This is a genomic window from Pseudomonas sp. GL_103, from assembly GCF_057835175.1.
On sequence record NZ_CM174420.1, the window covers coordinates 738,505 to 757,503 of the forward strand.

At 62.0% G+C, this 18,999-nt stretch carries 19 protein-coding genes; 12 read left to right on the forward strand and 7 right to left on the reverse strand.

What is annotated here, in order from left to right; genetic code table 11:
- The first annotated feature begins 3 nt into the window (after window positions 1–3).
- Window positions 4–504, forward strand: coding sequence for an outer membrane lipoprotein YfiB (yfiB, locus tag AC3IP0_RS03280; RefSeq protein WP_489318237.1), 501 nt, complete (start codon window positions 4–6; stop codon window positions 502–504).
- On the opposite strand, the gene AC3IP0_RS03285 is transcribed toward yfiB, so the two are convergent.
- Window positions 501–1,448 carry a LysR family transcriptional regulator gene (locus tag AC3IP0_RS03285; protein WP_007994583.1) on the reverse strand — a complete coding sequence of 316 codons (948 nt, stop codon included), beginning with the start codon at window positions 1,446–1,448 and terminating at the stop codon, window positions 501–503. The genes yfiB and AC3IP0_RS03285 overlap by 4 nt on opposite strands.
- 150 nt (window positions 1,449–1,598) lie before the next feature.
- Here AC3IP0_RS03285 and AC3IP0_RS03290 point away from each other — a divergent pair, with 150 nt between their 5' ends.
- A complete protein-coding gene (locus tag AC3IP0_RS03290) occupies window positions 1,599–3,125 on the forward strand; it encodes a CoA-acylating methylmalonate-semialdehyde dehydrogenase (RefSeq protein WP_489326647.1) in 1,527 nt (508 codons plus the stop codon).
- A 10-nt stretch (window positions 3,126–3,135) separates the two neighbouring features.
- On the forward strand, window positions 3,136–4,023 hold the full coding sequence (mmsB, locus tag AC3IP0_RS03295) for a 3-hydroxyisobutyrate dehydrogenase (RefSeq protein WP_057716518.1): 888 nt from the start codon (window positions 3,136–3,138) through the stop codon (window positions 4,021–4,023).
- A 140-nt stretch (window positions 4,024–4,163) separates the two neighbouring features.
- Here mmsB and AC3IP0_RS03300 read toward each other — a convergent pair whose 3' ends face one another.
- The 4 genes from AC3IP0_RS03300 to AC3IP0_RS03315 form a co-directional block, all read right to left on the reverse strand.
- Entirely contained in the window at window positions 4,164–4,508 is a 345-nt protein-coding gene (locus tag AC3IP0_RS03300; protein WP_028624747.1) for a cupin domain-containing protein, read from the reverse strand.
- 106 nt (window positions 4,509–4,614) lie between these two features.
- On the reverse strand, window positions 4,615–4,986 hold the full coding sequence (locus AC3IP0_RS03305) for a MerR family transcriptional regulator (RefSeq protein WP_489318252.1): 372 nt from the start codon (window positions 4,984–4,986) through the stop codon (window positions 4,615–4,617).
- 49 nt (window positions 4,987–5,035) lie between these two features.
- Window positions 5,036–5,614 (reverse strand): NAD(P)H-dependent oxidoreductase, encoded by a 579-nt coding sequence (locus AC3IP0_RS03310; RefSeq protein WP_489318253.1) that lies wholly within the window; start codon window positions 5,612–5,614, stop codon window positions 5,036–5,038.
- Window positions 5,615–5,656: 42 nt separating this feature from the next.
- Window positions 5,657–6,541 (reverse strand): LysR family transcriptional regulator, encoded by an 885-nt coding sequence (locus AC3IP0_RS03315; RefSeq protein WP_223448211.1) that lies wholly within the window; start codon window positions 6,539–6,541, stop codon window positions 5,657–5,659.
- Window positions 6,542–6,767: 226 nt separating this feature from the next.
- On the opposite strand from AC3IP0_RS03315, the gene AC3IP0_RS03320 reads away from it, so the two are divergent.
- Window positions 6,768–7,532: a sulfite exporter TauE/SafE family protein gene (locus tag AC3IP0_RS03320; protein WP_489318254.1), complete on the forward strand. Its 765-nt coding sequence runs from the start codon at window positions 6,768–6,770 to the stop codon at window positions 7,530–7,532.
- Here AC3IP0_RS03320 and AC3IP0_RS03325 read toward each other — a convergent pair.
- The gene (locus tag AC3IP0_RS03325) at window positions 7,522–7,836 is read right to left on the reverse strand and encodes a putative quinol monooxygenase (RefSeq protein WP_223465714.1); all 315 of its coding nucleotides are present in this window, start codon (window positions 7,834–7,836) and stop codon (window positions 7,522–7,524) included. The genes AC3IP0_RS03320 and AC3IP0_RS03325 overlap by 11 nt on opposite strands.
- A gap of 163 nt (window positions 7,837–7,999) precedes the next feature.
- On the opposite strand from AC3IP0_RS03325, the gene mdaB reads away from it, so the two are divergent.
- The 7 genes from mdaB to AC3IP0_RS03360 all read left to right on the forward strand — a co-directional run bounded on the left by mdaB (window position 8,000) and on the right by AC3IP0_RS03360 (window position 16,157).
- A complete protein-coding gene (gene mdaB / locus AC3IP0_RS03330; RefSeq protein ID WP_489326648.1) occupies window positions 8,000–8,590 on the forward strand; it encodes an NADPH:quinone oxidoreductase MdaB in 591 nt (196 codons plus the stop codon).
- Window positions 8,591–8,732: 142 nt separating this feature from the next.
- Entirely contained in the window at window positions 8,733–9,644 is a 912-nt protein-coding gene (locus AC3IP0_RS03335) for a LysR family transcriptional regulator (protein WP_489318256.1), read from the forward strand.
- Between the two features lie 103 nt (window positions 9,645–9,747).
- Complete coding sequence (locus AC3IP0_RS03340) at window positions 9,748–10,641, forward strand: NAD-dependent epimerase/dehydratase family protein (RefSeq protein WP_489318257.1); 894 nt, start codon at window positions 9,748–9,750, stop codon at window positions 10,639–10,641.
- 201 nt (window positions 10,642–10,842) lie between these two features.
- Window positions 10,843–12,288 (forward strand): SulP family inorganic anion transporter, encoded by a 1,446-nt coding sequence (locus AC3IP0_RS03345; protein WP_489318258.1) that lies wholly within the window; start codon window positions 10,843–10,845, stop codon window positions 12,286–12,288.
- Window positions 12,289–12,473: 185 nt separating this feature from the next.
- Window positions 12,474–13,823, forward strand: a complete 1,350-nt coding sequence (locus AC3IP0_RS03350) for a GntT/GntP/DsdX family permease (RefSeq protein WP_008047545.1) — start codon at window positions 12,474–12,476, stop codon at window positions 13,821–13,823.
- 14 nt (window positions 13,824–13,837) lie between these two features.
- On the forward strand, window positions 13,838–14,698 hold the full coding sequence (locus AC3IP0_RS03355; protein ID WP_046038631.1) for a MurR/RpiR family transcriptional regulator: 861 nt from the start codon (window positions 13,838–13,840) through the stop codon (window positions 14,696–14,698).
- A 1-nt stretch (window position 14,699) separates the two neighbouring features.
- Complete coding sequence (locus AC3IP0_RS03360; RefSeq protein ID WP_489318259.1) at window positions 14,700–16,157, forward strand: N-acyl-D-amino-acid deacylase family protein; 1,458 nt, start codon at window positions 14,700–14,702, stop codon at window positions 16,155–16,157.
- Between the two features lie 15 nt (window positions 16,158–16,172).
- Here the strand turns inward: AC3IP0_RS03360 and gliR are convergent, their stop codons facing one another.
- Window positions 16,173–17,189, reverse strand: a complete 1,017-nt coding sequence (gene gliR / locus AC3IP0_RS03365) for an AraC family transcriptional regulator GliR (RefSeq protein WP_056728148.1) — start codon at window positions 17,187–17,189, stop codon at window positions 16,173–16,175.
- A gap of 210 nt (window positions 17,190–17,399) precedes the next feature.
- On the opposite strand from gliR, the gene AC3IP0_RS03370 reads away from it, so the two are divergent.
- Complete coding sequence (locus AC3IP0_RS03370) at window positions 17,400–18,995, forward strand: FAD-binding oxidoreductase (RefSeq protein ID WP_489318260.1); 1,596 nt, start codon at window positions 17,400–17,402, stop codon at window positions 18,993–18,995.
- Window positions 18,996–18,999: the final 4 nt, after the last annotated feature.

Below are 18,999 nucleotides of genomic sequence, written 5' to 3' on the forward strand. Positions count from 1 at the left end.
TCCGTGTTCACTTTCAACCCGCGTTCCCTGCGTTTTTTCACCCTGACCCTGCTCGTGGCCTTGCTGAGCCTGACCGGTTGCCAGACCACCCCCAAAGGCCTGACCCCGGCGCAAATCGCCGTGCTGAAACAGCAGGGGTTCGAGCTGACCGACGATGGCTGGGCCTTCGGGTTGTCCGGCAAGGTCCTGTTTGGCAGTGACGACGACAGTCTGAACAAGCAGAGCACCGACATCGTCGAGCGCATCGGCAAGGCGCTGTTGGGGGTGGGTATCGAGCGGGTACGGGTCGATGGCCACACCGATGCATCGGGCAAAGAGGCTTACAACGAACAACTGTCCATGCGCCGGGCAAAAAGCGTTGCCAAGGTGCTCAACACCGTCGGCATGAAACAGGAAAACATCCAGCTGCGTGGCCTGGGCAGCAGCGTGCCGGTGGCCAGCAACAGCACGTCCAGTGGCCGCACAGAAAATCGCCGGGTCGCCATCGTGGTCAGCTCCGACTAATCGGCAAACAGCATCTCCCGGCTTTCTCCCATCAGCAGGCCCTGATTCTGCTCGGTGACCTGGCGGATGTAATCCCACAACAGGGTGATCCGCTTGAGCTTGCGCAGGTCTTCGCGGCAGTACATCCAGAACTGCCGGGTGATATTGATTTCCTGTGGTAGCACCGGCAGCAGGCGCGGGTCCTGAGTGGCGAGGAAGCACGGCAGGATCGCCAGCGAGCGTCCTTGCTGCGCGGCCACGAACTGCGCGATCACGCTGGTGCTGCGCAGGTTGGCGCTGGCGCCGGGCAATACGTTGGCCAGGTACAGCAGCTCCGAACTGAACGCCAGATCATCGACGTAACTGATAAACGAATGTTTGGCCAAGTCTGCCGGGCGGCGGATCGGTGGGTGGTTGTCCAGATAGTCCTGGGTCGCGTACAGCTGCAACCGGTAGTCGCACAGTTTGCAGCAGACGTACGGGCCATGCTCCGGGCGCTCCAGGGCGATGACGATGTCGGCCTCGCGCTTGGACAGGCTGATGAAGTGCGGCAGCGGCAGGATATCCACCGAGATGGCCGGGTAGGTGTCGACGAAGTGGCTCAGCTGTGGCGTGATGAAAAAGCTGCCGAAGCCTTCGGTGCAGCCCATGCGCACATGACCGGACAGCGCCACGCCGGACCCGGAAACCTGCTCGCAGGCCATGTGCAAGGTACTTTCGATCGACTCGGCATACCCCATCAACCGCTGGCCTTCGGCGGTCAGGACAAAGCCGTTGGTCCGGGATTTTTCGAACAGCAAAGTACCCAACGCGGTTTCCAGGGAACTGATGCGTCGCGACACCGTGGTGTAGTCCACCGCCAGGCGCTTGGCCGCGGTGCTGGCCTTGCGGGTGCGGGCGACTTCAAGGAAAAACTTGAGGTCATCCCAGTTCAGCGAGCCGAGGGAGGTGATGTTTTTTTGCATGTTGGACCGGTTTTTATGTGCGTTCATATTAGAAGTTTGCACATCTATACTCCAAAAACAGTCCGACAACCAATTCGCGACACATAGCTCATCTCAGGGCGACTATCTCGCCTTGGCTCCCAAGATAAAAACAAGCATCCGGAGACCCACATGAACGTATCGCTCACGCCCAACGAAACCACCGTGCAAAAGGTCAAACTGTTGATCGACGGTCAGTGGGTCGAATCCAAGACCACCGAATGGCACGACATCATCAACCCGGCGACCCAGCAAGTGCTGGCCAAAGTGCCGTTTGCCACCGCCGAAGAAGTCGATGCTGCCATCAGTGCCGCTCATCGTGCTTTCCAGACCTGGAAGCTGACCCCGATCGGCGCCCGCATGCGCATCATGCTCAAGCTCCAGGCGCTGATTCGCGAACACTCCAAGCGCATCGCCGCGGTCCTCAGTGCTGAGCAGGGCAAGACCATCGCCGACGCCGAAGGCGACATTTTCCGTGGGCTGGAAGTGGTCGAGCACGCCTGCTCCATCGGCAGCCTGCAAATGGGCGAGTTCGCTGAGAACGTCGCCGGTGGCGTCGACACTTACACCCTGCGCCAGCCAATCGGCGTGTGCGCCGGCATTACCCCGTTCAACTTCCCGGCGATGATTCCGCTGTGGATGTTCCCGATGGCCATCGCCTGCGGCAACACCTTCGTGCTCAAGCCGTCCGAACAGGACCCGATGTCGACCATGCTCCTGGTGGAACTGGCGATCGAGGCGGGCATTCCGGCCGGCGTGCTCAACGTCGTGCATGGCGGCAAGGACGTGGTGGACGGGCTCTGCACCCACAAGGACATCAGGGCTGTGTCGTTCGTCGGTTCGACTGCGGTCGGCACGCACGTTTACGACCTGGCCGGTAAACACGGCAAGCGCGTGCAATCGATGATGGGCGCGAAGAACCACGCCGTGGTGCTGCCGGACGCCAATCGCGAGCAAGCGCTGAATGCGCTGGTGGGCGCCGGTTTCGGTGCCGCCGGTCAACGCTGCATGGCCACCTCGGTGGTGGTGCTGGTGGGCGCGGCCAAGCAATGGCTGCCGGATCTGAAGGCGCTGGCGCAGAAGCTCAAGGTCAATGCCGGCAGCGAGCCGGGCACCGACGTCGGCCCGGTGATCTCGAAAAAGGCCAAGGCACGGATTCTCGACCTGATCGAGAGCGGCATCAAGGAAGGCGCGAAACTGGAGCTGGACGGTCGCGAGATCTCGGTTCCCGGTTACGAGAAGGGCAACTTTGTCGGCCCGACCCTGTTCTCCGGCGTGACCACCGACATGCAGATCTACACCCAGGAAATCTTCGGCCCGGTGCTGGTGGTGCTGGAAGTCAATACGCTCGACGAGGCCATCGCCCTGGTCAACGCCAACCCGTTCGGCAACGGCACGGGCCTGTTCACCCAGAGCGGCGCGGCGGCGCGTAAATTCCAGAACGAAATCGACGTCGGCCAGGTCGGTATCAACATCCCGATTCCGGTGCCGGTCCCGTTCTTCAGCTTCACCGGTTCGCGCGGCTCCAAGCTCGGCGACCTCGGCCCGTATGGCAAGCAAGTGGTGCAGTTCTACACTCAGACCAAGACCGTCACCAGTCGCTGGTTCGATGACGACAGCGTCAACGACGGTGTGAACACCACGATCAACCTGCGTTAAGGAGCCGGACATGAAAATCGCTTTTATCGGTCTGGGCAACATGGGCGCGCCGATGGCGCGCAACCTGATCAAGGCCGGCCATGCACTGCGCCTGGTGGACCTGAACAAAGCCGTGCTGGCGGAGCTGGAACAACTGGGCGGCAGTATTAGTGCATCGGCCCGTGAAGCGGCAGAGGGCGCCGAACTGGTGATCACCATGCTGCCTGCCGCGGTGCATGTACGCAGTGTGTGGCTGGGTGAAGACGGCGTGCTCGCCGGTATCGGCAAGGGTGTTCCGGCCGTGGATTGCAGCACCATCGATCCGCAGACCGCGCGGGACGTAGCCGCCGCCGCTGCCAAACAGGGCGTGGCCATGGCCGATGCGCCGGTCTCTGGCGGCACCGGTGGTGCAGCCGCCGGGACGCTGACCTTCATGGTCGGCGCCACCCCCGAACTGTTCGCCACCCTGCAACCGGTACTGGCGCAAATGGGCCGCAACATCGTCCATTGTGGTGAGGTCGGCACCGGGCAAATCGCTAAAATCTGCAACAACCTGCTGCTGGGGATTTCCATGGTCGGCGTCAGCGAAGCCATGGCGCTGGGCGATGCCCTGGGCATCGACACCAAGGTGCTGGCGGGCATCATCAACAGTTCCACCGGACGTTGCTGGAGTTCGGAAATGTACAACCCATGGCCGGGCATCGTTGAAACGGCGCCGGCGTCGCGCGGTTACACCGGTGGTTTCGGTGCCGAACTGATGCTCAAGGATCTGGGGCTGGCCACTGAAGCGGCGCGTCAGGCACACCAGCCGGTGGTACTCGGCGCGGTGGCCCAGCAGTTGTATCAGGCGATGAGTTTGCGTGGGGAGGGCGGGCAGGACTTCTCGGCGATCATCAACGGCTATCGCAAGCCGCAATAAGGGATGTTTCCGGGAGTCCGCGTCGGGCGGGTTCCCGGTTTTTTATTTGGCAGAAAGAAAAGATCGCAGCCTTCGGCAGCTCCTACAGGGGAATGTATACACCCCGTAGGAGCTGCCGAAGGCTGCGATCTTTTGCTTTATCAGGCAAACACGAAATATTTGCGCACGGTTTCCACCACTTCCCATGTGCCTTTCATCCCCGGCTCAACGACGAAAATGTCGCCGGCGCGCAGGTGGATCGGCGCCATGCCTTCCGGGGTGATGACGCAGTAGCCTTCCTGGAAATGGCAGTACTCCCACTTCACGTATTCCACGTACCACTTGCCCGGTGTGCAGATCCAGGTGCCCATGATCTTGCTGCCGTCTTCACTGGTGTAGGCATTGAGGTTGACGGTGTGCGGGTCGCCTTCGAGTTTTTCCCATTTGCAGGCGTCGAGCACGGGCAGCGGGTGGGTATCGCGAAGTACGGTAATCGGTGCGGTCATGATGACTCCGGGCAGTGGGCTCAAGAACTGAAGTCGCACCCTATAGCGCCTGCCCAACCATCAGTTGTCTGTGCTCGACACTGAGCTGTCCAGAAACGCACGGCCCTCAAATACGGGTCAGTGGGCAGTCTTGCCTGGATTGTTCGAGGCTGTTCTCGAATTCGACCAATTGCGAGTGTTGTTGCGACAGCGCCACTATCCGCTCGGCGATTTCCTGTTTTTTGCTGGCGAGGATCTGGTGTGCCCGTTCCCATGGCAGCTGCGGGCCCTGATGTCCGGCGAAGACCGACTGCAATTCCTTGAGCCTGAAACCCAGCTGCTGGGCACATTTGATGAACATCAGCAGATCAACGCTGTGCTGGTCATAGATGCGGTACTTGCCCTGGCGGCGAGCGGCAGGCAGCAGGCCAATCGACTCGTAGTGACGGATGCATTTGACAGTGGTGCCGGAACGTTGCGCGGCTTGGCCGATGTACATGGGAAGGTCCTTTTCTCCGAGGATAAAGCTCGGTGCATTATCGACTGACTCAAGTGCTGGCGATAGCTTCGGCTTGGCGTAACCAGGCCGCATGCCGGTCTGCGCTGGCGCCGAGAATTGGCCCGAAGGTGAGGGTTCGGGTTGGCTTGATACCACAGAACTCCAGCGTGGTTTTGCGGACCTGGTGCAAACCGGGCATGCGGTAGATCCATCGGTAGTACCAGGGCGGTGTGTCCATGGTCACCAGCAGGTGGGCGGTTCGGCCGCGCAGGAGTTTGTCGGGGAAGGCTTTGCCCTGGCGATACTTGAAGGCAAAACCCGGCAAGAACACCCGGTCGAAAAAGCCCTTGAGCAAAGCCGGTACGCCACCCCACCAGATCGGATAAACCAGCGTCAGTTGTTCGGCCCACAGGATATCGGCCTGGGCGTTACGCAAGTCGGCTTCCAGCGGCTGGACCTGTTGATAGCCTTCGCGCAGTACCGGGTCAAAATCCATGCTGCCCAGAAATAACTGCCGCACCTCATGCCCGGCGCGCATTGCCGACTGTGTGTAACGCTCGGCAAGGGCGGCGCAGAAGCTGTTGCCGGACGGATGACCGAGGATCACCAGTATTCGTTTGCCCATCATCGCTGTCCTTGAGGATCAAACCTCAAGGATAAAGTCTGCCCCTCAGGGGAGAGTCAAGGCGTGCAGCAGAGCCTTGGCATAGCCGGGTAATGCGGCGAAGTCCCGGGCACAGAGCAACAGTTTGCGTTGGCCCCAGGGTTCTTGCAGGGCGAGGCTTTTGAAGGGCAGTCCACCTGACCTGCGTTCGACTGCGGCCAGCGGTACGATTGCCAGCCCCGCCCCTCGGGCGACCATGCGCATCACGCCATCGAAGCCATCGGCGCGGATGCGAATCTGCATGCGCAGGCCAGCGTGCAGTGCCTGCTCTTCCAGGTACACCGCCAAGGCGCTGTTGGCATTCAGGCCGATGTAGTCGTGATGCAGTGTGTCGGTGAAGCTCACTGAGGTCGCCTGTGCCAAGGGATGTTCCCGGGGCATGATCAGCACCAGCGGATCATCGCGGAACGCTCGGGTCTGCAGGTCATCGGTGTCCACCGCGTCGGACACGATGCCGAGGTCCGCCGCCCCCTGGCGCAAGGCATGGGTGATGCGGGTGCTGGGCAGTTCCTGCAGGTCGATGTCGAGGTTGGGGTGGCTGTGCAGGAAATCCGCGAGCAACTCTGGCAGGTACTCGGTGATCGCCGTGGTATTGCACAGCAGCCGTACCTGACCTTTGACGCCCTGGGCGTATTCGGCCAGTTCCTGTTGCAGGCGTTCGGCCTGTTGCAGCAGAACCCGGGCGTGTCGGGCCAGGGCATTGCCGGCCGGCGTCGGGCTGACCCCGCGACGATTGCGCTGAAGAAACTCGACGCCCAGCGACGCCTCCATGGCGCGAATTCGCGCGCTGGCCGCCGCGAGGGACAAGTGGCTGCGTGCGGCGCCGGCGGTGATGTTGCCAGTGTCGAGGATGTTCAGGTACAGGCGCAGGTCGGTCAGGTCGAAGTGCATTGCAGCAATCCCGAGTTGTGTGTTGTCTGGAAGGGCGCCTTCGCGAGCAAGCCCGCTCCCACAGTGAATCGCATTTCTTCTGCGAGAACTCGGTCCCCTGTGGGAGCGGGCTTGCCCGCGAAGAGGCCAGTCGCTTCAGCGAAATACTCAGTCTCTGCCAAAGCAAGAGGCAGCCTCAGTATATGGCAGATTTTCAATCAACCCCCCGCGGGCTCAACATGGCCCCATGAATACACTCTCTGCGTTTTATCAGCATCTCGGTTTGGCCCTTTCACTGTTGGTTATCGGCACCTTTGTGCTGGCCGGCATGATCAAGGGCGTGATCGGCCTCGGCCTGCCGACCGTTGCCATGGGCCTGCTCGGTCTGGCTATGGCGCCGACGCAGGCTGCGGCGTTGCTGATCATTCCGGCGACCCTGACCAACGTCTGGCAACTGGCATTCGGCGGGCATCTGTCGGGGCTGGTCAAACGGTTGTGGCCGATGTTGCTGGCGATTTTCATCGGCACCGGGGCAGGCACGCTGTGGCTCGGCATGAGCGGTGGCCATTGGGTGGTGCGAGGGTTGGGCGCGGCATTGTTGCTGTATGCGCTGAGCGGTTTGTTCCTGCCGACTGTGCGCGTGGGGCGGCGTAGCGAACGCTGGCTCGGTCCGCTGTGTGGTGTGCTGACCGGCGTCATCACTTCGGCCACCGGCGTGTTCGTGATTCCGGCGGTGCCTTATCTGCAAGCGCTGGGCTTGAGCAAGGACGAACTGGTGCAGGCGCTGGGCCTGTCGTTCACCATCTCGACCCTGGCCCTGGCCGGTGGCTTGCTATGGCGTGGCGCGCTCGGCGGGGGCGAGTTGAGCGCATCGCTGCTGGCGCTGATCCCGGCGATGCTCGGCATGTGGCTGGGGCAATCGCTGCGCCAGCGGATCAGCGCCCTGTGGTTCAAGCGCGTGTTCTTCGTTGGCCTGGGTGTGCTCGGCGGCCATTTGCTGATCAGCGGTTAGCGGACGACGGGCTGATCATTTCGATGGCGCGGATCTCGAAGTCCCGTTCCAGGTATTCATCGCGCTGCGCGAGGAACTGCTTCATGTGCGGCAGGTTCGAGTGCACGTCGAGGTGTGCCCGGGATTGCCAGATCTCGTAGAAGATGAACAGGGTCGGGTCCTGTTGGTCGCGCAACATGTGGTATTCGATGCAACCGGGTTCGGCCCGGCTCGCTTGCACGTAGCCGCTGAAAAACGCTTCGAACGCGTCGGATTTTTCCGGGCGGGTCTTGGCGTGCAGGATGAAGCCCTGGATTTCACTCATCTACATCTCACCTCAAGTCAGAACTGGCGCCAGTCTAAGACAACAATCGCCTGTTGATTCGTGCTTGTAGGTCAAATGAATTTTGCCAAATCGACGCTTACTCCGCGCGAGGTCGATCGGTACTCTGCCGCCATCCGATTCCCGACCCTTCCCGAGATCTCCCATGAAAAAAGTCCTGTTGCTCAATGGCGGTAAAAAATTTGCGCACTCCGACGGCCGCTACAACGCCACCCTGCATGAAGCCGCGTTGAGTGTGCTGGATCGCGGTGGCATGGATGTGAAAACCACTTTCATCGACGAGGGTTACGACGTCGCCGAAGAAGTGGCCAAGTTCCTCTGGGCCGACGTGATCATCTACCAGATGCCCGGCTGGTGGATGGGCGCGCCGTGGACCGTGAAAAAGTACATCGATGAAGTCTTCACCGAAGGCCATGGCAGCCTCTATGCCAGCGACGGTCGCACCCGTTCGGACGCGTCGCAGAAGTACGGCAGCGGTGGCCTGATTCACGGCAAGCAGTACATGCTGTCGCTGACCTGGAACGCCCCGCAGCAAGCCTTCGACGACCCGACCGACTTCTTCGAGGCCAAGGGTGTGGACGCGGTGTACTTCCCGTTCCACAAGGCCAACGAGTTCCTGGGGATGACCGGATTGCCAACGTTCCTCTGTGTGGACGTGATGAAGCGTCCGAACATCGAAAGTGATGTGGCACGCTATGAGCAGCATTTGGCTGAGGTGTTTGGCCTCAAGGCTTAACGCTCGGCTACTATCCGATGCAACGGCCAGGAAGATCGCAGCCTGCGGCAGCTCCTACGGATGTACACAAAACCCTGTAGGAGCTGCCGCAGGCTGCGATCTTGGCGATTTGTGCCGCGCCGATTCGCAAACGAGGACACACGTGAAAGCCAGATCCGATGAATTGCAGGTTTTCGTCTGCGTGATTGAATGCGGGTCGATTTCCGCGGCGGCCGAGCAGGTCGGGCAAACGCCTTCGGCGGTCAGTCGTACGCTGTCGCGGCTGGAGGCCAAGCTCGACACCACGTTGATCAATCGCACCACGCGGCGCATGGACCTGACCGAAGAGGGCAAATACTTCTTCGAACACGCCAAGCGGATTCTCGATCAGATGGACGAGCTCGAAGAGCGCCTGTCCTCGCGCCAGCAAACACCGTCCGGGCGGCTGCGGATCAACGCGGCATCACCGTTCATGCTGCACGCCATCGTGCCCTACATCGATGAATTCCGCAGGCTCTACCCCGACATCCAGCTCGAACTCAACAGCAACGATTTGATCATCGACCTGCTGGAACAGAGCACCGACATCGCCATCCGCATCGGCACCCTGACCGACTCGACGCTGCATGCCCGCTCCCTGGGTTGCAGCCCGCTGCACATCGTCGCCAGCCCGGCGTACCTGGAAAAGCACGACACACCGCAAGCCGTGGCAGACCTGGCCAACCATACGCTGCTGGGGTTCACCCAGAACGAAGGCCTCAACCAATGGCCGCTGCGTTATGTGCATGGCGATCGCTGGCCGATCCAGGCATCGATCAGCGCATCGAGCGGCGAGACCATCCGCCATCTCGCACTGGACGGCCAGGGCATTGCCAGCCTGTCGCATTTCATGACCATCGAAGACATTCGTGCCGGACGCTTGAAAGTGTTGCTGGCCGAGTTCAACAGCGGCTATCGCCAGCCGATCAACGCGGTGTACTACCGCAACTCGCAACTGGCCCTGCGGATTCAATGCTTCCTGGACTTTATCCAGGGCAAGTTGGTGGATTATGCCAGCGCAGATTTCAAGGGCTGATTCGTGATTCCTGCGCAAAAGTGAATTGGGCCGGCAGGGATTTTTCCTCAGGGATCGCGGCCGGATACTCCTTGCATCACTTATCCACGCAGGGAGTTTCTCCATGAATGTATTCATTACCGGTGCCGCCGGTTTTATCGGTGGATCCATCGCCACGGGCCTGGTCCAGGCCGGCCACAACGTCACCGGTCTGGTGCGCAGCGCCGAACAAGCCGATGAGCTGCGTGCACTGGGCATCACCCCGGTGATCGGCACCCTCGACGACTCCGCCCTGTTGGCCGATCATGCGCTTGCTGCGGACGCTGTGATCAACGCCGCCAGCAGCGATCATCGTGGCGCGGTGGAAGCCTTGCTCGATGCCTTGCGCGGTGCTGGCAAAGTGTTCCTGCACACCAGCGGTTCGAGCATCGTCGGTGATGCCTCGGGCGGTAAATCCAGCGATGTCATCTACTTCGAAGACAACCTGCCGAAACCGACAGTCGACAAGGCAGCGCGCGTGGCCATCGACAACCTGATCCTGGCGGCGGCCATGGACGGGGTGAACTCGGCAGTGATCTGCAACACGCTGATCTACGGCCACAGCCTGGGTGTCCATCGTGACAGCGTGCAGCTGCCGCGCCTGCTGAAACAGGCGCGCAAAAGCGGTGTGGTGCGTCATGTCGGACCGGGCCAGAACATCTGGTCCAATGTGCACATTGAGGACGTGGTGGCGCTGTACCTGCTGGCGCTGACTGAAAACGTACCAGGCACCTTCTACTTCGTCGAAAGCGGTGAAGCGTCGTTCATCGACATGACCACGGCCATGGCCCAGGCGCTGAACCTGGGCGAGCCGCAGGACTGGGCGCTCAAGGATGCGGAAGCCGAGTGGGGCTATGAAATGGCCAACTATGGTTTGGGCTCCAACAGCCGGGTGCGCGGTAAGCATGCGCGGGAATTGTTGGGTTGGGTGCCAAAGCGCACGTCGGTGGTGGAGTGGATTCGCGACGAGATGGTGTGAGTTCGCTTTAGACCGCGTCATCGTTCTTCGCGAGCAAGCCCGCTCCCACAATTGATCGCGCTCCGTCAGAAGGAATGCGATCGAATGTGGGAGCGGGCTTGCTCGCGAAGACTTTTTCGATGACACAGATGATGGCCGGTCGGCCCCCGATTCCGTAACATCCGCACACTCTTTTTCGTCTCTCCCTGTGTGCGGTTCCCCATGAAAGCAAAACGTCTACGCGCCGATGTCCTGGCCGGACTTACCACGTCCTTCGCCCTGTTGCCCGAGTGCATCGCTTTCGCGCTGGTGGCCCATCTCAATCCGCTGATGGGGCTCTATGGCGCGTTCATCATCTGCACCCTGACCGCGCTGTTCGGCGGGCGACCGGGCATGGTGTCCGGCGCGGCCGGCTCGATGGCCGTGGTGATCGTCGCGCTGGTGGTGCAACACGGCGTGCAGTATCTGCTGGCCACGGTGTTGCTGGGCGGGCTGATCATGATGGCGTTCGGGCTGCTCAAGCTCGGCAAACTGGTACGCATGGTGCCGCACCCGGTGATGCTCGGCTTCGTCAACGGCCTGGCGATCATCATTGCCCTGGCGCAAATGGAGCATTTCAAGAGCGGTGAGACCTGGTTGAGCGGTACGCCGCTGTACATGATGATCGGGCTGGTTGCGGTGACCATGGCCGTTGTCTACGTGCTGCCGCGCCTGACCCGTACGGTGCCGCCGGCGCTGGTGGCGATTCTCGGCGTGGGCCTGGCGGTGTATCTGCTGGGCCTGCCGACCCGCACCCTGGGCGACATGGCGCACATCGCCGGTGGCTTGCCGACGCTGGCGCTGCCGGACATTGCGTGGAACCTGGACACCCTGCGCATCATCGCGCCCTACGCGATCCTGATGGCGCTGGTCGGGTTGCTGGAAACCCTGTTGACCCTGAACCTCACCGACGAAATCACCGAAAGCCGTGGCTACCCGGATCGCGAGTGCGTGGCCCTGGGGGCGGCGAATGTGGTGTCCGGGGCGTTTGGCGGCATGGGCGGTTGCGCGATGATCGGCCAGACCGTGATCAACCTCAGCTCCGGCGGGCGCGGGCGCTTGTCCGGGATGGTGGCCGGGGTGTCGATCCTGTTGTTCATCCTGTTTCTGTCGCCGCTGATCGAGCGCATTCCGCTGGCCGCGCTGGTGGGGGTGATGTTCGTGGTGGCGCAACAGACCTTCGCCTGGGCCTCGTTGCGGGTGCTGAACAAGGTGCCGTTGAACGACGTGCTGGTGATCATCGCGGTGACGGTGATTACCGTGTTCACCGACCTGGCAATGGCGGTGCTTTGCGGGATCATCATCGCGGCGCTGAACTTTGCCTGGCAGCAGGCCCGACAGTTGTATGCCGACAGCCACCTGGAGAACGACGGCAGCAAGCTGTATCGGGTGCATGGCACGCTGTTCTTCGCCTCGACCACACCTTTCCTCAATCAGTTCGATCCGGCCAATGACCCGGCGCAAGTGACGCTGGATTGCCTGCACCTGAGTTTTGTCGACTACTCGGCCATCGCCGCGCTGGGTACCTTGCGCGAGCGCTACGCCAAGGCCGGCAAACACCTGCGGGTGCTGCATTTGTCCGAACGCTGCAAGAAATTGCTCAAGCGTGCCCGGATGCAGCACGACTGAAATCAAACAGGCCGGCGCGATGAAAATCCGCCTGCCTGACTTTCATTATTTGCGACAACTCATACCTCTGTGCGACACCCCTTACCTCTGCACGAAAATTACTTTCACCTCGTTTGATAATCGCGCCTCGAAATGTTTTAAGAGTTTCACAAATATTTCGACGTGACCCTCTCGAGGAGTACCGCATGACCCTGTCCTTCGGCTATTGGCTGCTGGTGTATGCCGCCATCGCCATCATCGCTCTGATCGTTCTGATCGCCCGTTATCGACTCAACCCGTTCATTGTCATCACCCTGATCTCCATCGGCCTGGCGCTGGTCGCCGGGATGCCGCCGTCCGGTGTGGTGGGGGCGTACGAGGCCGGGGTCGGCAAGACCCTGGGGCATATCGCACTGGTGGTGGCGCTGGGCACCATGCTCGGCAAGATGATGGCCGAGTCCGGTGGCGCTGAGCAGGTGGCGCGCACCTTGATCGACCGCTTTGGCGAGAAGAACGCGCATTGGGCGATGGTGACCATCGCGTTTCTGGTGGGGCTGCCGCTGTTCTTCGAAGTCGGTTTCGTCTTGCTGGTGCCGATTGCCTTTACCGTGGCGCGGCGGGTGGGCGTCTCGATCCTGATGGTCGGCTTGCCGATGGTCGCCGGGCTTTCGGTGGTGCATGCGCTGGTACCGCCGCACCCGGCGGCGATGCTGGCGGTGCAGGTGTATCAGGCGTCGGTGGGGCAGACCTTGATGTACGCGATACTGATCGGCATTCCGACCGCGATCATCGCCGGTCCCCTGTACGCCAAATTCATTGTGCCGCGCATTCAGTTGCCGGCGGAAAACCCTCTGGAACGACAGTTTCTTGAGCGTGAACCGCGCGACAGCCTGCCAGGGTTCGGCATCACCATGGCGACCATCCTGTTGCCTGTGGTGTTGATGCTGATCGGCGGCTGGGCCAATCTGATTTCCACGCCGGGCAGTGGTTTCAACCAGTTCCTGCTGTTCATCGGCAACTCGGTGATCGCGCTGCTACTGGCGACTTTGCTGAGCTTCTGGACCCTCGGCCTGGCCCAGGGCTTCAACCGCGAATCGATCCTCAAGTTCACCAACGAATGCCTGGCGCCGACCGCGAGCATCACGCTGCTGGTGGGCGCCGGCGGTGGCTTGAACCGGATTCTGGTGGACGCCGGCGTCACCGACCAGATCGTCGGTCTGGCCCACGAGTTTCATTTGTCGCCGCTGTTGATGGGCTGGCTGTTTGCCGCGCTGATGCGCATCGCCACCGGTTCTGCCACTGTGGCCATGACCACCGCTTCAGGCGTGGTCGCGCCAGTGGCCATTGGTCTGGGTTATCCCCATCCGGAACTGCTGGTGCTGGCGACTGGCGCCGGGTCGGTTATCTTTTCCCACGTCAATGACGGCGGTTTCTGGTTGATCAAGGAATACTTCAACATGACCGTTACCCAAACCTTCAAGACCTGGACCGTGCTCGAGACATTGATCTCGGTCGTCGCCTTCGGCCTGACCGTTGGCCTTTCTTACCTGATTTAGCCGGAGCCACTTGCATGGACATCCTCTACCAGATCCGCGCCCGTCAGGACTCCTTCAGCGCCGGTGAAGGACGCATCGCCCGCCTGATGCTCGACGACGTAGGATTTGCCGCCTCCGCCAGCCTCGATGAACTGGCGCTGCGGGCGGAGGTCAGCAGCGCCACGCTGTCGCGCTTCGCCCGTACGGTCGGCTGTAAGGACCTGCGTGACCTGCGCTTGCAACTGGCCCAGGCCAGCGGCGTCGGCAGCCGCTTTCTCGACCCGGCGGGCACGCCCGAGCAGTCGGCGTTCTACGGGCAGATCGTGGGCGACATCGAGTCGACCTTGCGCCAGCACCTGGCGGCGTTCGATGAGTCGCGTTTCGCCGATGCGGTGAAGCTGCTGGGCAAGGCGCGGATGATTCACGCTTTCGGCATGGGTGGCTGCTCGACCCTGTGCAGCGATGAACTGCAAGTGCGTCTGGTGCGCCTCGGCTATCCGATCGCGGTGTGCCACGATGCGGTGATGATGCGCGTCACCGCCGCCAGCCTCAGCGCTGAGCACGTGGTGATTGTCTGCTCGCTGACCGGGATCACCCCGGAGCTGATCGAAACGGTGGAGCTGGCGCGCAACTACGGCGCACGCATTCTGGCCATCACCCGTGCCGATTCGCCGCTGGCGCAACTGGCCGACATCGTCCTGCCCCTGCAAAGCGCCGAAACTTCGTTCATCTACAAACCCACGGCAGCGCGCTACGGCATGCTGCTGGCCATCGACGTGCTCGCCACCGAGCTGGCGTTGGCCAATCCTGAAGACAATCAAGAACGTCTGCGGCGGATCAAACTCGCCCTCGACGAATACCGCGGCGGCGACGATCACTTGCCGCTGGGAGACTGACATGCAGTACGACACGCTGATTCGCAACGCCCTGATCATCGACGGCAGCAACAGCCCCGGTTACCCCGCCGACGTGGCCATTCTCAACGGGCGCATCGAGCGTATCGGCGACTTGCGCGATGCCCGCGCCAGCGAAGAAATCGACGCGCAGGGCCATGTGCTGGCGCCGGGTTTCATCGACGTGCACACCCATGACGACACCGTGGTGATCCGTCAGCCGCAGATGCTGCCCAAGCTCAGCCAGGGTGTGACCACGGTCATCGTCGGCAATTGCGGGATCAGTGCGTCGCCAGTGAGCTTGCGCGGCGATCCGCCGGACCCGATGAACCTGCTGGGCATGGCCGCCGCGTTCGTTTATCCGAGCTTTCGCGACTACCGCGCGGCGGTTGAAGCGGCGAGCACCACGCTGAACGTTGCCGCACTGGTCGGCCACACGGCGTTGCGCAGCAATCATCTGGACGACCTGTTTCGCACCGCCACGGCGGATGAAATCAGCGCGATGCGCGAGCAATTGCGCGAAAGCCTTGAGGCTGGCGCCCTGGGCCTGTCCACCGGCCTTGCCTATGCCAGTGCCTTCTCGGCATCCACCGAGGAAGTGATGCAGCTGACCGAAGAGTTGACCGCGTTCGGGGCGGTCTACACCACCCATTTGCGCAGCGAATTCGAACCGGTGCTGGAGGCCATGGACGAGGCGTTCAAGATCGGCCGCCATGCGCAAAGCCCGGTGATCATTTCCCACCTCAAATGTGCCGGCGCCGGTAACTGGGGGCGTAGTCCGCAGCTGCTGGCGTCCCTCGAACAGGCGGCGAAAACCCATCCGGTGGGTTGCGATTGTTATCCGTATGCAGCGAGTTCTTCGACGCTGGATTTGAAGCAGGTTACTGACGCCCATCGCATCACCATCACCTGGTCGACCCCGCACCCGGAAATGGGCGGCCGCGACCTGATGGACATTGCCGCCGAATGGAATGTGTCGCTGCTGGAGGCCGCTCGCCATCTGCAACCGGCCGGTGCGGTGTACTACGGAATGGATGAGGCGGATGTCCGCAGAATCCTCGCGCACCCGCTGTCGATGGTCGGCTCCGACGGCCTGCCGGAAGATCCGTTTCCGCACCCACGCCTGTGGGGCGCATTCCCTCGGGTGCTCGGACATTTCAGCCGTGACGTAGGACTGTTCCCGCTGCACACCGCCGTGCACAAAATGACCGGGCTGTCGGCGGCACGCTTCGGTTTGAAGGGGCGCGGTGAGATCCGCGAAGGCCATTGGGCTGACCTGGTGTTGTTCGATCCGGCAACCATCCGCGATGTCGCCGATTTCAACGACCCGCAGCGGGCGGCGCAAGGCATCGAGGGCGTATGGGTCAACGGTGTGTTGAGCTACCGCGATGGCCAGGCCAACGGGCGCAGGGAAGGGCGGTTCCTGGCCCGGGAAGGGGACTTGCGCACGGGTTTTCAGTGAGTTTCGAGGACTGCGTCAAACCCGGTGGGTTTGGCGAAACTCACCCGGCGGCATCCCGCGCCGGCTTTTGAACGTGCGGTGAAACGAGCGGGGTTCGGTGAAACCCAGGTACTGGGCGATGTCCTGGATCGGCAGAGTACTGTTGAGCAGGTAATGCTCGGCCAGTTCCTGGCGCAGGTCATCGAGGATCTGCTGGTACGACGTACCGGCCAGATGCAGCTGGCGTTGCAGCGTGCGCACTGACACGGCGAGATGCTCGGCCACCTGCTCCTTGCGTGGCAGACCTTCCTTGAGCAACTTTCGCAGGATGCTTTTGACCCGCTGCTCCAGCGACGCGTCTTCCAGTGTGGCCATCAATCCCTGGGCATGTTCTTCCAGCGTGCGCAGCAATTGCGCATCGGCCTGGCGCAATGGCAACTGCAAATACGGCAACGGGACAATCAGCGCCGAATAAGGCTGGTCGAACAGTACCGGGCAGTCGAAGAACTGCTCGTACTCTGCCAGCGTCGTGTCGGCCGGGCAGGCATGTTCCAGCCAGACGGCGGCCGGCGACATTTGCGTGTCGGCGATCCAGCGCGCGTATTGCAGCCAGGAACCGAGCACGTTTTCCACCAGATGCCGGCGAATTCGCGGGCGTTGATGGCGGCATGTCCAGATCAGGTGCACCTCGCTGCCTTGCACCTCGGCGCGGCTGACGCCCATGTCTCCCACCAGCTTCTCGAACGGCATGATGCGGCTCATGGCGTCGCCCAGTGTCGCGCAGTTCATGGTGATGTAGCCCAGCACGCTCCAGGAGTTGGGCAACACAAAACGCGCGGCGTTGAGACCGAACAACGCATCGCCCGAGTGTTCGCAGAAATAATCGAGCAGCCGTTCATGGGCTTCGCCCGGCAACCGCAGGCTGTTGTCACTCAACTGCTGTGCCTGCAACCCGGCAGCCGCCAACGCAGGCTCGATGGCCATGCCCAGTTGTTCGGCATGACGCAGGTATTTGAGCAGCGGCGGAACTGAAGTGAAGCCCAGGGATTGCATGACCGTATTCCTTTGATCAAGGCCCGCGTGCGCGGATGAATGCGCTGAAAGGTAATTTGAAACCACGGCTAAAGTAAATGGCTGACGCTTGCGCGACGTTTGACTCAATTGGCTACTCGAACTGGCCGGATGCGACCGTGACACTTTCGGGCGGCTGACTAGTATGGGGGCCTGAAATATCACTGATCAGAACCGCAAAAGGACACACGCATGCGACGCTGGAACGGCTGGGGAGATGCAACCACGGTGGTCGAACTGCCGGCCCAGGGCGCGAGTTTTCTCGCCCGGCGGGTGGGTGACGGTCGAGCGCTGCCCGATGCGACGCTTGAGACAGCTTTGGCCCGCGTGCCCCCGTCGCGGTTGCAGCAACACTTCTTGTACAGCGTGGATGCCCATGATCGTTTGCTGCATGCTCGCGGCCAGAGCCTGCCGGACTGGCTGGCGTTGCGTGAGGGCGAGCTGGGAAATTATCCCGACGCTGTGGCCTATCCCGTGAGCGCTGAACAGATTCGCCGATTACTGCTGCTCGCCCATGAACAGGACCTGTGCCTGATTCCTTATGGCGGCGGCACTTCGGTGGCCGGTCATATCAACCCACCGAGTTCCGCGCGGCCGGTGGTGACGGTTTCCCTGGCCCGCATGAATCGCCTGCTGGACCTCGACGAAGAGAGCCTGCTGGCCACCTTCGGCCCCGGCATCAGCGGACCGCAGGTGGAAAGTCAGCTGCGCGCCCGTGGTTACACCCTGGGGCATTTCCCGCAGTCGTGGGAGCTGTCGACCCTGGGTGGTTGGGTCGCCAGCCGCTCCAGTGGCCAGCAGTCGTTGCGCTATGGGCGGATCGAGCAACTGTTCGCCGGCGGGACCCTGGAGACCTTTGCCGGGCCATTGGAAATTCCCTCCTTTCCGGCCTCGGCGGCCGGGCCCGATCTGCGCGAGGTGGTGTTGGGCTGTGAGGGCCGTTTCGGGATCATTTCCGAGGTGAAGGTACGGGTCAGCGCACTGCCCGCCGATGAGCGTTTCTATGGGGTGTTTCTGCCCGATTGGCCCAAGGCGCTGCAAGCCATCCGCCAGTTGGCCCAGGCGCGCGTGCCGCTGTCGATGCTGCGCCTGTCCAACGCGGTGGAAACCGAAACCCAGCTGGCGCTGGCCGGTCACCCGCAGCAGATCGCCTGGCTGGAAAAGTACCTGGCCCTGCGCGGCGCCGGTGAGGGCAAATGCCTGCTGACGTTCGGCGTGACCGGCAATCGTCGGCAAAATGCGCTGTCCCTGCGTCAGGCCCGGCAGCACCTCAAGGCCTTCGGCGGGGTGTTTACCGGCACCTTGCTCGGCAAGAAGTGGGCGCAGAACCGTTTTCGTTTTCCCTACCTGCGCGAAAACCTGTGGAGCGCAGGTTATGTGGTGGACACCCTGGAAACGGCCACTGACTGGAGCAACGTCGATAACCTGCTCACGCTGATCGAAAACAGCCTGCGCGACGCCTTGGCTGCCGAAGGCGAGCGGGTGCATGTCTTCACCCACCTTTCCCATGTCTATGGCGAAGGGTCGAGCATCTACACCACCTATGTGTTTCGCCCGGCGGCGGACTACCCCGCCACCCTGGCGCGCTGGCAGGCACTCAAGCAGGCGGCCAGCCAGACCATCGTCGACAACCACGGCACCATCAGTCACCAGCATGGCGTGGGCAAGGATCACGCGCCGTACCTGCGGCGGGAGAAGGGCGCGCTGGCGATGGAAACCCTGCAGGCACTGAGTCGGCATTTTGATCCGGCCGGGCGCCTGAACCCTGGCACGCTGTTGCAGGAGTGACGGC

Excerpts from the sequence above, each read along its gene's own strand:
- AC3IP0_RS03285 (WP_007994583.1), bottom strand. The coding sequence starts at position 1,448 with ATGCAAAAAAACATCACCTCCCTCGGCTCGCTGAACTGGGATGACCTC.
- AC3IP0_RS03290 (WP_489326647.1), top strand. The coding sequence starts at position 1,599 with ATGAACGTATCGCTCACGCCCAACGAAACCACCGTGCAAAAGGTCAAA.
- mmsB (WP_057716518.1), top strand. The coding sequence starts at position 3,136 with ATGAAAATCGCTTTTATCGGTCTGGGCAACATGGGCGCGCCGATGGCG.
- AC3IP0_RS03300 (WP_028624747.1), bottom strand. The coding sequence starts at position 4,508 with ATGACCGCACCGATTACCGTACTTCGCGATACCCACCCGCTGCCCGTG.
- AC3IP0_RS03305 (WP_489318252.1), bottom strand. The coding sequence starts at position 4,986 with ATGTACATCGGCCAAGCCGCGCAACGTTCCGGCACCACTGTCAAATGC.
- AC3IP0_RS03310 (WP_489318253.1), bottom strand. The coding sequence starts at position 5,614 with ATGATGGGCAAACGAATACTGGTGATCCTCGGTCATCCGTCCGGCAAC.
- AC3IP0_RS03315 (WP_223448211.1), bottom strand. The coding sequence starts at position 6,541 with ATGCACTTCGACCTGACCGACCTGCGCCTGTACCTGAACATCCTCGAC.
- AC3IP0_RS03320 (WP_489318254.1), top strand. The coding sequence starts at position 6,768 with ATGAATACACTCTCTGCGTTTTATCAGCATCTCGGTTTGGCCCTTTCA.
- AC3IP0_RS03325 (WP_223465714.1), bottom strand. The coding sequence starts at position 7,836 with ATGAGTGAAATCCAGGGCTTCATCCTGCACGCCAAGACCCGCCCGGAA.
- mdaB (WP_489326648.1), top strand. The coding sequence starts at position 8,000 with ATGAAAAAAGTCCTGTTGCTCAATGGCGGTAAAAAATTTGCGCACTCC.
- AC3IP0_RS03340 (WP_489318257.1), top strand. The coding sequence starts at position 9,748 with ATGAATGTATTCATTACCGGTGCCGCCGGTTTTATCGGTGGATCCATC.
- AC3IP0_RS03345 (WP_489318258.1), top strand. The coding sequence starts at position 10,843 with ATGAAAGCAAAACGTCTACGCGCCGATGTCCTGGCCGGACTTACCACG.
- AC3IP0_RS03350 (WP_008047545.1), top strand. The coding sequence starts at position 12,474 with ATGACCCTGTCCTTCGGCTATTGGCTGCTGGTGTATGCCGCCATCGCC.
- AC3IP0_RS03355 (WP_046038631.1), top strand. The coding sequence starts at position 13,838 with ATGGACATCCTCTACCAGATCCGCGCCCGTCAGGACTCCTTCAGCGCC.
- AC3IP0_RS03360 (WP_489318259.1), top strand. The coding sequence starts at position 14,700 with ATGCAGTACGACACGCTGATTCGCAACGCCCTGATCATCGACGGCAGC.
- gliR (WP_056728148.1), bottom strand. The coding sequence starts at position 17,189 with ATGCAATCCCTGGGCTTCACTTCAGTTCCGCCGCTGCTCAAATACCTG.
- AC3IP0_RS03370 (WP_489318260.1), top strand. The coding sequence starts at position 17,400 with ATGCGACGCTGGAACGGCTGGGGAGATGCAACCACGGTGGTCGAACTG.